Here is a 15556-nt window from a genome sequence, read left to right as displayed (position 1 = left end):
ATGAATAGCATGATAAAACAGCTCAAAAAACACCCTCTTGTTTCGCATTCTGAAAAAATACAGACTTTATGCAGCCCATTGCAGCACCTCAATATCAGTACTTTTTCACACATCAGAAGTTACAATGAAAATGATTTTTCTTTACTCTGTAATCATCCTGATTTTGTAGAGAACTATGCAAAAAAAGAGTATTACAAAGGAGATCCCTGCGTGCAGATCAAGTCTGAATCCATTGATTTTGGGCAGTATATCGTCTGGGATATGCTTGATTGTCGCGGCCTAACTGCCGCCATGCTGCAGGATTCAGCTCATTACAATTTCAGACATGTCTTTACCCTGGTCAAACAATCTACTGAGTATTTCGATTATTATCATTTTGGCACTTATCTGAGCAATATCGGTATTCATCAAATCTATATCAATAATCTGGATCTGCTTGAGCGTTTTACTCAGTATTTTGAGGCAAAAGTTCGTGAGGATGAAGATTTGTGTAGTGCCTATAACCAGCGTTTTTCTTTTGAAAAAAACAATACAGAAGTTGGCAGGATTCCTGACTGCCATAGAGCATTTTTTCTCGACTCCCTCTCCGGTGTTGATAACATGCCTTTGAGTTTAAAAGAAATCGAATGCGCTCAATTGCTGATTAACGGAAAAACTACAAAAGAAATTGCCTTTGCCATGAACCTTTCACCAAGAACCATAGAAGACAAGATTGAATCATTAAAATCCAAATACAGAGTAAGAAATAAAACCGAGTTGATTATAAAGCTGCTGGACAATCGAAGTTACTAAGGTTTTCCGAGAGTCTTTCATGCCCTGTCATCTCGAACGCAGTGAGAGATCTCCGAATGCTGGCACAAACCAAGATTGAGGAGATCTCTCACTGCGTTCGAGATGACGGCGTGCTGTGAGTAAGGACACCAGTTTAATGAACACTCTCGGTTTTCCCAACTATTTCGGGAAAACCTTGGCTATGAGAGTAACAAACTAACGCAGTGCAATTCTGATTTGACCCAATCTTGAATTTTCATCCGCATTATCAATAGCTTCCTGCGCTTGGTCAGAATTCAATTGAGCTCCATTCTTGGTTCGGCTGAAAAATCCGCTACGATCGAGAGAGTATTGATGTAGCTCTCGAACCAATTTGATGTTGTTGATGTCATCCTTGTATGTTTCAGCCAACTCTGCCGCTTTTTTAGATCGACAATTAGGTTTTGCTCTGATGTGCTGCTCAATCAACTCACGGGTCAATGTCTCGTGCTGCTCAAGAAAGCTTGCAGATTTAAGCTATGAAGACTGGCCTTTATATAAAGCCTGATAAATCTTTTTAAACGCTTCAACAAAACGTGCATCTTCTTCCTGTTTGCCTTGGCTGCTATCGGCAGATTTTTCACCTAATGGATTATCTTTCTTTTCAGGCTCAGGAGCTAACTTTTTTGGTACTTTTGCTGCCTCACGCAGAACTTCCAGATCGTCTGGTTTTAATCGATTGGCCTCTTTTGCAGCTTCATAAGCCGCCACATAACCGCAGGCCTCGGGATTGGCTGGCTTAATTTTGGCAAATAAAGGCAATAAATCCCATCGATCACAATGGATGGCCAGTTCAATGGGGGTACGACCCTGGTATTTGTGTCGTAATGCCCAGGTATCGTCCGCCCTTCTATTAATTTGATTTGCAATTAGCGCTGTGAGAAAGTCATCCTGATTTTTTAGAATGGCAATATGAAATGAGTTAAGCTTATCTTCTTTTGGTCCAAAATGCCAAGCGAGCTGTGCTCCTTTTTGTGCTAAATCGATAGCTAGTTGCCACTTTTCATTATCTGCAGCATAAAGCATTGCTGTACCATATTGAAAGCTGTCTTCTGGATCAGTGCTATGCTGTGTCAGTAATTCTACAGTACTCCAATCTTTACAATGAACGGCAAGCTGTAACGCAGTCATTCCGTCATCATCCTGTCTGGCTGTTCTAACTCGCAAGTTGGCTTCTTGCGCCAGCTTAGCGATTTCTTCTTGTCTATTTCTAAGAATTGCCAAATGTAAAAGACTTATATCTCTGCTGCCGTCTTCATTGCTTATTAACCATTGAGTCTTTGGGTGTACTGTATTGAGTATTTTGTGTGCCAGTTCAACCTGACCCGCAGTGCGAGCACGAATAATGACTTCTGCCAATTGCTGAGGATCATCAGGAGTATTGAACTCATTCAGTAAGGCATCCACCAAATACCATTTTTGACTCATTGCAGCGAGGAGAATAGGACTGCTTTCACGAAGTGTAGCCTGATTACAATTTTGTTTTACAACACCCAACTCATGAAGTGTTTGAATTTGCTGTATTGCTTCTGCCTGCGCTTCCAGATCGTCGCTATCAGTTGCATCGGCAACGGCACAATGCAGAATAGTCCACCCCCTCTCCTGCTCTGAGCGTGATACATTGTCAATTTTTAAAAGATTAATCGCCAATTCCATATTCCCGGTTCGGGCTGCAAGAATTGCCTCACGTCCCAAAAACTTCGCGTCATCCTCGCTAATTGGGGCAACGTTTAACAAAGCTCGGACTTTATCCATTCCATTCTTGAAGCGAAATAAACAATAGGCGTTTGATTTTCTGAATTTTTCTGGCTGAGTTCTGTTTTATCAACCAGACCGTGCAGCATAATCTGCAACTCTTCAATTGTTTGTGCGTCAAATAAACTCATTAATTTCTCCGCTAAATAGAAACGCTTGTTTATCTCTCAAGGAATGGGCAAGAGACTATTTTGTGCCTCATTTTTACACACAGCCAATATTTAATCAACACAGAGTCAATTTATTAGAACCCTTAATCCGCTACGCGCCTTGTCCTAGGCATCCACAAGCTTCTCAATCAAGAGCTAATATCTTTAATAATTTGGCTGGACTCCATGGTTAAATAGATGCGATAGCCCTCTGATCCGACTCTAGTTCAAGCATTTCCTGGATGCCTCGGACAAGCCGAGGCACGTAGGGGAGAGAGGGTATGAATTAATTGCTAGGAAGACTCAGATCTATCTATACCCAAATCTCAAAGAGTGTTATGGTTTTAGCATGTAGTTTATGGATGAAGTTTTCACAAGGAGTGAATGTGTTTTCTCAAGCTGCAAGGAGTGACTCCGACATTTCAGATACACGCCAGCAACAGACTAACAACATCGTGCTCATTACCTTCTGGAGCCAGTTTGCTGTCTATGCTTTAAACACAATTCTGATTTTATTTCTTACCCGCCCCTTCCTGGAACATGGCCTGGGATACAGCCACGCCCAGGCTTATGCCTTTATCGGAGTATCACAGGCTACGGGTTATCTGATGCCTATATTAGGCGGCTTTATGGCGGATCAGGTATTAGGGATCAGGCGCTCTATTTTATTAGGTGGTTTTTTACTTGCCTTAGCCTATTTATTTGTAATGCTTAGCGGATACTCACTTAACGAACATGGTGATAAGCTCTTTATCATGGCTTATGCCCTAATACCAGTGACCAACTCCTTATTGATGGGCACTGCTTCAAGCATGGTTTCTCATATTTACAGCGATAATGCCATTAAGGCCAAATCGGCAATGACCTATTACTATATGGCAATCAATGTCGGCGCCTTGCTGGCAACCATGATTGCGCCTGCACTGCTGGATAGCCGCTATGGGCCCTTGTCGGTACTCACACTCGCCTTCGCTGGAAAATCGATTGCTGCATTGAATTTTGCTAAAAAGTACAGGCTCTATGATAACGTGATTTATGGTCAGGACGCCAAACCCTTCAGCCGAAAAATGGCGGGACGATTAGCAGCCTATATCGCGGGTATCTATTTATTCACCCTCTTTGCTTATTCGCATGTTCAATTATCAATAATTCTGATAAGTATCGGCTGCGGCTTAGGCATTCTGTGGTTTTTAATCAAGACCTTGAAATTGTCTTCTACTGCGCGCATAAAACAAATGGTCGCCGTTTTGCTGATTATAGAAGCAATCATATTTTTTGTAATTTACAATCAGATGAACAGCACGCTGGTACTTTTCGCCAAGAGTAATTCTGATCTTCAGCTGCTGGGCCTTAAAATATCGCCTGCTCATTATCAAATACTTAATCCCCTGCTGATCATTTTACTGGGCACTCAGCTCCCGCGTTTTTACCGCCGCATTCCGCGATTTACAATCCCCTATCAATTTGCCAGCGGAACCATACTTGCTGGAATCGCGCTGTTAATTATGGCATTGGCAGGTAGCGTGTCCTCTAATGGGCTTGTAAATGGTAATTTTATTGGTTTGACTTATGTTCTTATCACATTAGCAGAGCTTTGGGTAAGCGCTATTGGACTTAGTATGATCGGACTCTATTGTGACAGCAAGGATCTGGCATTTGCGATGGGCGTCTGGTATCTGGCCAGTTCGCTGTCAAATACCATTGCAGGAAAACTGGCAGGTTTTGTTGCAGTGCCTAAGGATATCCTGGCAATCGACTCACTGCCCATTTATCAAAACTACTATCTCGGCTTTGGAATATCCGCCATTATTTTTGGATTAGTCATGTGGTTCCTGGCGCATCTGATCCAGGGAAATTTAAAGCGGCGTAATATTGAATTGCTGTGATTTTTGTTTTTAATCAAAATCTCAAAGACAGGCAACTCAAACCACCATCCAGCTTGCGGAATTCACTGCAGTCGATTTCCACAAGCTTGTAACCAAGACTTTTTAAGCGGAGATTAATCATTGAAAATCCGCTGGGTATTAGTACATAGTCGTTCACTACAATGCAATTAGCGGCATAGGCCTCGGAGGGGTCAATAATAATTTGCTTTAAAGACTCCCACTCCGGGTGATTTATTAACTCCCCACTGACTAATAAATTGCCCTTGCCCAGATAGGATACCCCGGTTTTCAGATGTAAAAACTCGGTTAAGGGAATGACTGAAGCAGTGTAGCCATGATTGTGTAAGAGGCTAATTAATTGCCTGGCCCCTTCCATATTGGTCCGCTTCGATAATCCAATATAGAAATGATCTTCAACTCTAAGCACATCACCGGCATCCAATGTTCCCGGAGCCTGAATTTTAACAATATTGGCAGCGTAAAAGCGGCGGATACTCTCTTCGAGAAGACTAACCTCCCCTTGCCGACTCTCGGCTCCGGGCCTCGCCAACACAGCGATACGTTCGGTTAATAACGCAGGATCTTCCACAAAGCAGGAATCAGGAAATCCCTCTTCAGGAGGTAAAACCAGCACTTCAACACCGCAGTTTTCGAGTGCATTGATATATTGCTGATGCTGAAGAAGTGCCAGATGGTAATCAGGAAGGCCTAAATCTGCGCTTGAAATACCTTGAACCATCGATTTGGCAGGAGTGCGAACAATTGCTCGTCTGAACATGGAAGTCCCTTTCTTGTGATAAATCTATAATCCCAGGTTATCTTTTTTAAACACGCGATCTGCGCGATAACTGGAGCGAACCATAGGACCCGAGGCGACTTCAAAAAACCCTTTAGCCAGCCCAATTTCTCGAAACTCTAAAAATTTTTCAGGAGTAACGTATCGAATAACAGGCAAATGGTTTTTGGTGGGTTGCAGATATTGCCCCAAAGTCAGGATATCGACATTTTGTGCCCGTAAATCATCCATCGCTTGAATGATTTCCTCATCGGTTTCCCCTAAACCCAGCATGAGACTGGTTTTGGTCAGCACATCGGGTCGATAGCGCTTTGCAAAAGCAAGCACATCCAGAGTCTGCCAGTAGCCCGCACGAATATCACGTACCGGATGAGTTAAGCGCTCTACCGTTTCAACATTCTGCGCGAACACATCCACACCACTGTCCAGCAGTATGGCGACATGCTCTTCGACCCCCTGAAAATCAGGGGTAAGTGCTTCTACCTTCGTTCTGGGGCAACGCTGTTTAATGGCGCGGATAGTGTCCGCGTAATGTCTGGCTCCGCCATCAGGAAGATCGTCACGATCTACAGAGGTCAAAACAACATAATCCAGATTCATCAGTGCGACGGTATTGGCTGAATTTTCAGGCTCCTGAGCATCAAGCCAGCCACGCGGGTTCCCCGTATCCACAGAACAAAAACGACAGGCGCGGGTACAAACAGCTCCCATGAGCATGATAGTAGCCGTTCCATGAGACCAGCATTCCGCAATATTAGGACACTTGGCTTCTTCGCAGACAGTTGCTAAACGGTGTTTTTCAACCTGTTGTTTTACCTGATGGTAGGCAGGACTGGTATTATTAACAATTCGAAGCCATTTGGGTTTAGGTAACCGGGGCGCTTCCTCTCCAGCCGATTTGATGCCGTCTTTAATTGCGACGATACCTTGAGAGGTTTTGTATTTTTTGCCGCTCTCTATAACAACAGGAATATCCTTCAGTTTACTCATACCACCGCTACCTGAAAATTAAATCTTCTGATAATCCCAAATCACCAGGCGCAGATCAAGTGAATTTTTGCTTTCCAGCAAATATCAAACGCTTTATAAAAACTGCCGGCTATTCCTGGCTATTTCTTTTCTTTATAAATTCACGTAATAATCTGGCGTGAGAACCATCACAAAATGGAGGATCTTTTGTTTCTTTACAATGACAAAAGTACACTGTATCCGTAAGCGGCGCCTGGTAGAGCACTCTTTCCTTACAATCCCCTTTATCACAAAATGGTGGCGTCTTTGTTTCCTTGCAACCACACCATTCATATGTCTGCCCCTCTTCTACATCCCAGGCAATGGGGAAATAAGGAGGAGGCCCTGCATCTTCAGCATCCATTTAGCGCACTCTATAGTATTTTAAGATTTGGGCCACAATAACTGCCAATACTACTACAGCCAGCATATAAACTGCACTCGCTATGATATAAGGATAGACAATCAGGGTAATACCGACCAGCGATAAGAAGGAATAAGCAAAATATTTAATAAATTGCTCATAACGTAAAGCACGCTTCATGCGGGTTACTCCATACATAAAAATTGTGGAAAGCCCCAGGAAAAACAGATAAAGGAAGTTATAAAGAACAAGCAGTAACTGTTGCTTAATGCTATCGTATCCTTGTGCTCCGAGCCATTGTTTAAAAATCAAACCGATATTGGGAGAACATCCCAGTTGATAGACTTGCGCCACTAAAGCGGTGAAAAACACCACCCCGAACAAAGCAAGGGCTTCAATTGATTTATTCGTATATTTATAATACGCAAACCCGATTAACGCTCCACCCACTAATATCACGGGAATCCTTAACCAGGGTAACAGGCTATAAAAATGGAGGATATGGCTCTGCTGAATAAAATGCACCACTCCGGCAGTCAATAAAAATAATCCGGCAATTGTTAATCTCTGATAGGTATCTTTACTTGCTACCATGAATGCAAACAATAGCATCACCAGAATGGAGGCACAGGGATTTAAGGCATCAATTGCAGCCATTAAGGGAATCAATGTGCGGGGTGAAGACGATGCACCCTGCTCGATACTGGCTTCCATCATACTGGTGGTCGCCATAGTCCCCAGAATTGAAGAGGTGTTTTTAGTCAGCTGGCCCCGCTTTTCAATCTGTTGTCGGCAAAGCTCCAAACCCTGCATAATCGCTTTTCCGCTGTTAGCCGCTTCGTTAAATCCAACCCATTTTGAATTACAGAAGAAAACCGCTGGTACGGAAAAGTCAGTTGAATCCTGCTGATTGAGGTATTGATTGAAAAGCTCAAGAGATGCTTTGTCTCGATCAATATAATGTCGCTCCACCTTCAACCATTTGTTTTGGGGCTCAATTGATTTGAAGTAGGCATCTTCTTTCTGACAATGAGGACAGGTGGAAGACAAAAAGAGGTCGACCTTGATTGTCACCTTATTATTCGCATCCAGTTCGTACCACTGGCTATCGCTATCTTTGGCCCATGCAAGTGTAATAAAAAAGGAGAAGATGAAGCTGAGTATCCACTGACAGTGCTTAGGCATTGGCTCTTCCATTATCAATTAAAGGTTACTGTATTAACAGTGCCTTAAAAGTGTAATGGAGAGAAGTTTGAGTTTCAATTAATACGTATGAATATAATTTTCCAGGTGCTCAATAGTTCTTGCTTTATCTTCGAGCAAGTGAAATAGCAAATCACCAATTGACAAAATAGCGGTCAGTTCACCATTTTCGGTGATTAACACATGCCTTCGCTTGGTTTCTGTGATCACTTCCATCGCTTTTTCGATCGGATCATTAACAGTAAGGATACTCACGTTTTTCCAGGCGACATCAATCGCAGGCGTTTTATCAGGAGGCAAATTTCTAAACAGACATTCGCGGATAATATCGCGCTCACTCACCAGACCCAGCAGACTTTGATCATCGCGAACCACCAAAGCACCAATATCCCCTGTGGTCATCATGTCCACACACTGTGTCACCGTTAAATCCGGTTTAATAAATATAATTTCTCGTCTCGGATGCGGCAAAGCCGAGTATATAAGATGAGCCATAGCAAACTCCCTGCAGAACCTTATTAAGGGGGCATATGTTCAAATATAGCACAGGAAATTATGGTTTTTTTTAAATTAGTGAAACTTTAGATTAGGGCAGCCTGATTGGCTTGCAATAAAGCTACCCTTAAACAGGAGCAATTTTGGATTAGCTAACCACTCGCCATGAACCATCGGCTTGACGGCATGCTCTGCCGTAAATTTCCTGTGTTTTGCCGCCAATTAAAGCGCGGGTTGTATATTCACGACAAGGTTGGGAGTTTGTGTAATAGGTTTTCTGCGGGGTAACGGTGTAAGTGTTACCGCTGTCAGGATTACGCCATACCACTGCTTTTCCGCTCGGAGAACTTTCCAGAGCACGTTGCATTTCAAGACGATCAAGCCTATCCATAGTACGGCCAATATTCCCGCCCAAATAAGCACCTAACAAAGCACCGCCTGCAGCTGCTGCGACCTTACCTGAACCACCGCCAAACTGGCTGCCGATCAGTCCGCCCACTACACCGCCGGTCACTGTGCCTACACCTTCATTTGTGACTTGAGCACAGCCTGAAAGCAGGACAGATAAAGATAATGAGGCTAACATAATTTTTTTCATGTATTCACCTTTGATAGGTTGTAAAAACGATGGCCATTTTACCCTAGATTCGTCCATAGGTCTATTTGTTTCCGATTTGTTACAGCTTATCCCTTCGCACCCGCGGCGAAAGCTGGCAAATTAGCTCATAGGGAATAGTTCCGGCTGCATCGGCAATGGTTTCAACCGGAATATGGATCCCCCATAATTCCACAGCGTCACCAACGGCCGCCTCTGGTACATGGGTTAAATCAACCGTCAACATATCCATCGATACACGTCCAACGATCGGTGCCTGATAACCATTGATCCAAACCGGAGTGTTAGCGGCAATGTGGCGAGGATATCCATCCCCGTAACCGACGGCCACCACACCGATCACAGAAGGCTTTGCAGTTTCCCACTCCCCGCCATAGCCTACCCGCACGCCTGCTGGGTAATGCTGGACGGCGGTGAGGGAAGACAGAAAACGCATCACCGGTATCAGCCCCAACTCCTGCCCCGAGGAATGTTTGAACGGAGAAATACCGTAAAGCATGATGCCTGGCCGCACGACCTCTGCGTGACTATCAGGTAAAGAGAGAATCGCTGCTGAATTGCCAATGCTTTTTACCAGTGGAAATTCAGGCAAACGCAAATCAAAAAATCGCCCTAATTGCTCCTGGTTCGCTGGATTATTTAACTCATCGGCACAGGCAAGATGGGTTATAAGACCAATTTCTCGATCAATCCAGGGGCAGGCGTGCAAAGCATTTAATACGCCATACACATCGCCCATTGCAAAACCCAGACGATGCATTCCGGTATTGACTTTTACCCATACACGCACTGGTTTGGGCAGCGCCTGAGCCAGCAACCATTCCAACTGATAAGGCTGGTGTATAACCACCTGCAAATTATGCTCAACCACCAGCGCCAGCTCATCCTGATTAAAAAAACCCTGAAATAAAATACAATCGGTACAGGCACCTAACGCCTTAATCGCTAAAGCTTCTTCAATGCAAGCCACTCCAAAACCATCCACATGGCCCTCAAGCACAGGAATGACCGATGGCAGCCCGCAACCATAGGCATTCGCTTTCACCATTGCGATAATTTGTCTGCCCGGAGCATGACGTTTGACTTGCTGTACATTATGCAGCAGGGCTGTCGCATCAATTTGAACTTTTGTCGGCCTTGTCACTAGTCCATCCCCTGATAACCGGTATACGCCAGATCTTCAAAGCGAGTGTATTTACCAAGAAAGGCTACTCTCACCTTACCAATTGGACCGTTTCTCTGCTTGGCGATAATAATTTCGGCCGTTCCTTTATCCGGACTGTCTTCGTTGTAAACCTCATCCCGATAAATGAAACAGATTAAATCCGCATCCTGCTCAATCGCACCCGACTCCCGCAAGTCAGACATAACCGGACGTTTATCCTGACGCTGCTCAAGGCTTCGGTTTAACTGGGATAATGCAATAACCGGCACATTCAATTCTTTTGCCAGGGCTTTTAAGCTTCGCGAAATTTCTGAAATTTCTGCTGTTCTGTTTTCCGCCTTGAATCCAGGCACTTTCATCAACTGAAGATAATCCACAACAATTAATCCAAGCTGGCCATGCTCTTTCGCCAGGCGTCTTGCTCTCGCTCTCATTTCGGAAGGGCTAAGCGCCGCCGTATCATCGATAAACAAGGGGGCTTCAGATAGTAAGTGAACTGCGGAGGTCACTCGCGGCCAATCATCCTCCTCCAGTTTTCCGGTCCGGATTCGATGCTGATCAATTCGGCCAAGCGAGGACATCATCCTCATAGCCAGTGAATCCGAGGGCATTTCCATTGAAAACACCAGAACATTTTTCTTTCCCTGGATTGCGATATTTTCAGCCATATTCATAACCAGAGTGGTTTTACCCATGGAAGGTCGTCCCGCAACAATGATCAGATCAGAAGGCTGAAGACCGGATGTCATTTCATCCAGATCGCTCAAACCAGTTGCCATCCCGGTGATTGCATCGCCGTTGTGATAAAGCGCATCAATTTTTTCAATCGCTTTGGTAATGATCGTTTTAATGCTCTCTGGTCCGCCATTGCCCCCTGTCTGCTCAGCAATAGCGAACACCCTGGTCTCAGCCAGATCCAGAAGTTCACTGACTTCACGACCAACGGGATTGTAAGCAGAGTCCGCTATTTCACCGGCGATATTAATCAATTGTCTTTGAACTGACTTCTCTCTGACAATATCAGCATAGGCGGAGATATTGGCCACGCTGGGCGTATTATTGGCTAATTCAAAAAGATAGGTTTCACCGCCTGCATTATCCAGTTCATTTCGGGATTTTAAATTATCGAGCAAGGTAACTACATCAAAAGGCTGTTCGCGTTTGGAGAGATCAACAATGCTGCGAAATAAAATTCGATGTTCGGAACGGTAGAAATCTTCTTCACATAATTTGGTACTGACCTTATCCCAGGCCTGATTATCGAGCATCAGTCCACCAATAATAGACTGCTCAGCCTCTGCTGAGTGCGGCGGCCTCTTCAAGGTATCGACAGGAGGAGTATTTTTGCGAGATTTTGCCTCAAGCATATCAAAACCTGATAATAAAAACCCCTATTGTAATCCCCAAAATAAAAAAAGGCACACAATTGTGTGCCTTTTATGCAAAAAAGTTCAGGGTTATCTGACCCAAACCTGAGTGCGTCCCAAAGCAGAAACCCCTACATAACCACGAACATAGAGTTTATTGCCTTGTAATGTCATTTTGGCACGATATACTTTTCCAGATTTGGGATCAAGAATCGAACCACCACTCCACTCACCATTACCCTGATCTTTTAAGCCCCATACAAAGGTCAAACCTTTAATGGGTTTTCCTTTAAATCCACCTGGGCATTTTGAGCAAATACCAGTATCACCTGCTTGTGGATACACTTTAATGATGGTGCCGCTTAATGTTCCACCAGAAACATTAATCCGCACAACTGCTCTCTTTTGGCCTGTCGCATCATCAATAGTTGTCCAGGTTCCTGCGGGTGATGCACCGGCAAAGGCAAGAGGAGCGAGCAGGGTTAATAAGGCAGATGTAAGCAACACTTTCCATTGTTTCATTTGGGATTTCTCCTTAGGTTCTGACATAAAAAGCATAGGCCATGATTTGTCAGTTTTCAATTATTGTTTGAAAAATCAATTTTCAAACGATTCACTCTTCTGCCAAAGGGGCAAAAAATTGCTCAATATCGTTTACGGTAAGATGCTGTAGAGAACCTGTCTGCTCTCCCAAAACCCCTTCAATCAGCTGTTTTTTCTTTTCCTGCATGGCCAAAATCACTTCCTCAACTGTGCCGGCGGAAATCAGCTTGTAAACAAAAACCGGATTTTTCTGACCTATACGATGACTTCGATCGGTAGCCTGCTCCTCAGCTGCCGGATTCCACCAGGGATCATAGTGGATAACCGTATCCGCGCGCGTCAGATTTAAACCGGTTCCTCCCGCCTTCAAACTAATGAGAAACAAGGGAATGTTACCTTCCTGAAACGTGTTGACCAACTGATGACGATTGACCGTTTGTCCGGTTAATTTCAAATACTGAAGTTGATTGGCTTTGAGCCTTTCCTCAATTAACTCAAGCATTGATGTGAATTGGGAAAAAATTAAAATACGTCGCCCTTCCTCGATTAGATTGACCACCAAATTCATCAGAACATCCAGTTTGGCGGAAGTTCCATGCGCAATTTTTGCCTCAGGAATCGATAACAAACGCGGATCACAGCAAACCTGACGCAGTTTCAATAAAGCATCCAGCAATACGATATGGCTTTTTCCCATTCCCTGACGAGCAATGGCTTCCCTGACTTTCTGCTCCATCGTAATACGAATGGCCTCATATAAATCCCGCTGAGCATCTGCCAGTTCAATTAACTGCACTACTTCAGTTTTGTCAGGTAATTCACGAGCAACCTGATTTTTACTGCGGCGCAGCATGAAGGGCTGTACACGATTAGCCAGCAAGATTCTGCGCTCCTGGTCCGCATTCTTTTCAATAGGAATTTTAAAAAATCGACGAAACTGACGAGCATCCCCCAATAATCCTGGCATCAGAAAATGAAACAGCGACCATAATTCACCCAAATGATTCTCCAGTGGAGTACCGGATAAACAAAGTCTATGCCGGGCTTGAATTTGCTGAATAATCTGAGTCGTCTTGGTTTTAGCGTTCTTGATAAATTGAGCTTCATCAAGAATCAGATAATAAAAAGGATAATTGACGAAACGTGCTTTATCCCGTTGAATTAAACCGTAAGTGGAAACGATGACATCGTATTGATCAAATTCGTCCTGATGTCGGTTGGACCCATGAAACACCAGAACTTTAAGTTCCGGGGTAAACCGTTTGGCTTCTGCTTCCCAGTTGCCCATCAGACTGGTTGGCGCCACGATCAGACTGGCGTGCTGCAACCGTCCCTGCTCTTTCTCCAGCTGCAAATGAGCCAGAGTCTGCACTGTTTTACCAAGCCCCATATCATCAGCCAAAATCCCGCCAAATCGGGATTCCCGCAAAAACTGCAGCCAGCTTAAGCCTTCTGCCTGATAATCCCGAAGCTGGGCATTCAAGCCTTCAGGAGGTGATATTTCAGGAATCGACTGCGGACCCAGTAACTGAGTCAGCTGGGAACGAAGCTGCTCTCCCCCCTTCCAGCGCAAAGCTGTGGCGGCCAGCGCCAGCTCTGTTTCCTGCATCAGGATTAGCTGGTAGCGTTTTATCTGCAACTGATTCTGGTTGTCTATAAATCGGGAACCATATTGCATAATAAAGCGAATAAGCGGCTTAATTCTTCCCATTGGCAACTGAAGTTTCTTTCCTTGGGCCAGAGGGAGTCTTATCAGACGCTCATCCGGGATGTTCTCAAGTTCACTGAGATTTAAGCCGGAAATTAATTCGACAACCAGGGGCACAATATTAACTGACTTGCCTTCAACCAGAATACCCAACTGGTAGGAAAAAAAATCTTCTCCTGATTCCTGTAATTCAGAATACCACTCGACATCATCAGCTGAAACCAGTTCTTCATAAACAAAATGCCTGAACTCTACTGTCCAGCCTTTTGACTTTAACAGGGGAATCACCTGGGTGAACAAACGTCCTAAATCCTGCTCTGACTGGAAATGAACTAAAATATTGCTGATTTCAAGCGCCTGCTCGCAATTTAATTTTTCCCAAACGCTCGCATGACGAGTGGGCAATATCTGACTGATTTCCTGAGTATATTGTTTTTCCTGCAACAGATTTCTTGAAAGGTCTATCAGTTTGCCGGAATCCTCATAGATTAAACTGGTATTGGTCGCGCTGCCATGAACCCTGAGCGCATTGTCGTATTCAAAGAAGATTTCCCTGATAAACAGAAAATGGGAACCCTCCTCTGATAAACTCGTTGAGTCCGTGCTTCGCGGCATATCTAATGGAAGCGCATCAAACTGGATGACAGGTTTTGGGGTACCCTTTCTCTGAATGCGTTCAGCAAAAGCAAGGGGGGCTGGCAGCATGGGAGTAAACTGATGTCTTATTTCATCTATCCTGTTGACTTCATCCATGGCAAGCGGCCCAATCTCGAGAATAGTTTTTAGCTGGCTTGGTTGATAGGGAGTATGTAAGACACCCAGCTCGGCTTCTGCATTCAAAAAATACCAGGGCTTGTCGAGCAGCAACGGGGATAACAAATGAGCGTTTTTGTCCTCCATTACCAGATGCTGCTGTCCCTGTTGATTTAAATGCCAACGCAAAAGCAGCTCCCGCGGCTCACCCAGGCTTAACGATTGAGTGAGAGTCTCCTGAAACAGATAGGCGCGGTTAGTCCGCAGGATCTGCTCAAGGAGTTCGCTATTTCGCAGCGAAAGTTTGTCAAATGAGCCTGCAATGGTGGATTTCGACAGCAAAGTATTGATGATATTTTCATCCTCTGCCCTGCAATATTGTTTTTTGCTTTGGGTAAAACTGTTAAATACAGTGAATTTACCATAGGTTCCATGTCGTTTCAGGCGTTTGGCTAAAGCCAGATGGATTAAAACACGATGATCCCATTGCTTTTTTTGTATCTCAAGAAGATACAAAATGTCATGGGTGTATGAGCGAGGCTTACTATCAACCTCCTGGGCTCTGATAGTTTGAAGCCAACTGGAAAGTGATTGTTCTTTCTGTCCATTGACCGGGGGGGCCGAAATTTTCAGATTTTCTTTAATTTGCAAGGCAAAAAAGCTGGCAGCAGCATGTTTGCAATTATTGGCTTGTGCACAATTGCAACGAGCAGGCTTATTGGGCCAGGCCTTTAAATCAGCATACACATCATATATCTGACCGCTTTTTCCTTTAACCCGGGCTTTTAGCAAACCATCGCTGAGCCGAATATTCAGAACATAATTTTTTTGCTGATATTCTTCGCCTTGCATTAGCACGGCAGGAGAAAAAATTTCAGCCATCCGTGATAAAGCATCTTTCAGCATAATTGGGTATACTTAGGAGTAAACGTTAAATT

Annotated in this window: 15 protein-coding genes; 2 read left to right on the top strand and 13 right to left on the bottom strand. The window is 44.2% G+C overall.

The genetic code is table 11. The annotated features are described in order from the left end of the window. Window positions 1–792: a LuxR C-terminal-related transcriptional regulator gene (locus tag LXA66_RS00235; RefSeq protein ID WP_233011432.1), complete on the top strand. Its 792-nt coding sequence runs from the start codon at window positions 1–3 to the stop codon at window positions 790–792. A 195-nt stretch (window positions 793–987) separates the two neighbouring features. On the opposite strand, the gene LXA66_RS00230 is transcribed toward LXA66_RS00235, so the two are convergent. The 3 genes from LXA66_RS00230 to LXA66_RS00220 are packed head-to-tail and all read right to left on the bottom strand — an operon-like array spanning window position 988 to window position 2696. Beyond that, window positions 988–1251: a hypothetical protein gene (locus tag LXA66_RS00230; protein WP_233011431.1), complete on the bottom strand. Its 264-nt coding sequence runs from the start codon at window positions 1249–1251 to the stop codon at window positions 988–990. A 36-nt stretch (window positions 1252–1287) separates the two neighbouring features. After that, on the bottom strand, window positions 1288–2565 hold the full coding sequence (locus LXA66_RS00225) for an ankyrin repeat domain-containing protein (RefSeq protein ID WP_233011430.1): 1278 nt from the start codon (window positions 2563–2565) through the stop codon (window positions 1288–1290). After that, a complete protein-coding gene (locus LXA66_RS00220; protein ID WP_233011429.1) occupies window positions 2541–2696 on the bottom strand; it encodes a hypothetical protein in 156 nt (51 codons plus the stop codon). The genes LXA66_RS00225 and LXA66_RS00220 overlap by 25 nt, the downstream gene beginning before the upstream one ends. A 380-nt stretch (window positions 2697–3076) precedes the next feature. Between LXA66_RS00220 and LXA66_RS00215 the strand changes: the two genes are divergently transcribed. Next, the gene (locus tag LXA66_RS00215; protein WP_233011428.1) at window positions 3077–4600 is read left to right on the top strand and encodes a peptide MFS transporter; all 1524 of its coding nucleotides are present in this window, start codon (window positions 3077–3079) and stop codon (window positions 4598–4600) included. Window positions 4601–4613: 13 nt separating this feature from the next. On the opposite strand, the gene LXA66_RS00210 is transcribed toward LXA66_RS00215, so the two are convergent. The 10 genes from LXA66_RS00210 to LXA66_RS00165 all read right to left on the bottom strand — a co-directional run bounded on the left by LXA66_RS00210 (window position 4614) and on the right by LXA66_RS00165 (window position 15524). Beyond that, window positions 4614–5378 (bottom strand): dimethylarginine dimethylaminohydrolase family protein, encoded by a 765-nt coding sequence (locus tag LXA66_RS00210; protein ID WP_233011427.1) that lies wholly within the window; start codon window positions 5376–5378, stop codon window positions 4614–4616. Window positions 5379–5402: 24 nt separating this feature from the next. Beyond that, entirely contained in the window at window positions 5403–6386 is a 984-nt protein-coding gene (gene lipA / locus LXA66_RS00205) for a lipoyl synthase (RefSeq protein ID WP_233011426.1), read from the bottom strand. A 109-nt stretch (window positions 6387–6495) separates the two neighbouring features. Then, window positions 6496–6768 carry a CDGSH iron-sulfur domain-containing protein gene (locus LXA66_RS00200; protein ID WP_133138577.1) on the bottom strand — a complete coding sequence of 91 codons (273 nt, stop codon included), beginning with the start codon at window positions 6766–6768 and terminating at the stop codon, window positions 6496–6498. Then, a complete protein-coding gene (locus tag LXA66_RS00195; protein WP_233011425.1) occupies window positions 6769–7953 on the bottom strand; it encodes a hypothetical protein in 1185 nt (394 codons plus the stop codon). 78 nt (window positions 7954–8031) lie between these two features. After that, a complete protein-coding gene (locus tag LXA66_RS00190) occupies window positions 8032–8466 on the bottom strand; it encodes a cyclic nucleotide-binding/CBS domain-containing protein (protein WP_112219944.1) in 435 nt (144 codons plus the stop codon). A gap of 148 nt (window positions 8467–8614) precedes the next feature. Next, window positions 8615–9064 carry an RT0821/Lpp0805 family surface protein gene (locus tag LXA66_RS00185; RefSeq protein WP_112219943.1) on the bottom strand — a complete coding sequence of 150 codons (450 nt, stop codon included), beginning with the start codon at window positions 9062–9064 and terminating at the stop codon, window positions 8615–8617. Between the two features lie 79 nt (window positions 9065–9143). Then, complete coding sequence (gene alr, locus LXA66_RS00180) at window positions 9144–10226, bottom strand: alanine racemase (RefSeq protein ID WP_233011424.1); 1083 nt, start codon at window positions 10224–10226, stop codon at window positions 9144–9146. After that, window positions 10226–11614 carry a replicative DNA helicase gene (gene dnaB, locus LXA66_RS00175; RefSeq protein WP_058508720.1) on the bottom strand — a complete coding sequence of 463 codons (1389 nt, stop codon included), beginning with the start codon at window positions 11612–11614 and terminating at the stop codon, window positions 10226–10228. The genes alr and dnaB overlap by 1 nt, the downstream gene beginning before the upstream one ends. A 90-nt stretch (window positions 11615–11704) precedes the next feature. After that, window positions 11705–12136: a DUF2147 domain-containing protein gene (locus LXA66_RS00170; RefSeq protein ID WP_133138574.1), complete on the bottom strand. Its 432-nt coding sequence runs from the start codon at window positions 12134–12136 to the stop codon at window positions 11705–11707. A 91-nt stretch (window positions 12137–12227) separates the two neighbouring features. Next, on the bottom strand, window positions 12228–15524 hold the full coding sequence (locus tag LXA66_RS00165) for a DEAD/DEAH box helicase (protein ID WP_233011423.1): 3297 nt from the start codon (window positions 15522–15524) through the stop codon (window positions 12228–12230). Window positions 15525–15556: the final 32 nt, after the last annotated feature.

Origin of the sequence: Legionella sp. 16cNR16C (assembly GCF_021297775.1) — a bacterium.
GTDB lineage: Bacteria > Pseudomonadota > Gammaproteobacteria > Legionellales > Legionellaceae > Legionella_C > Legionella_C quinlivanii_A.
This window is presented reverse-complemented; position numbering and strand designations above follow the sequence as displayed.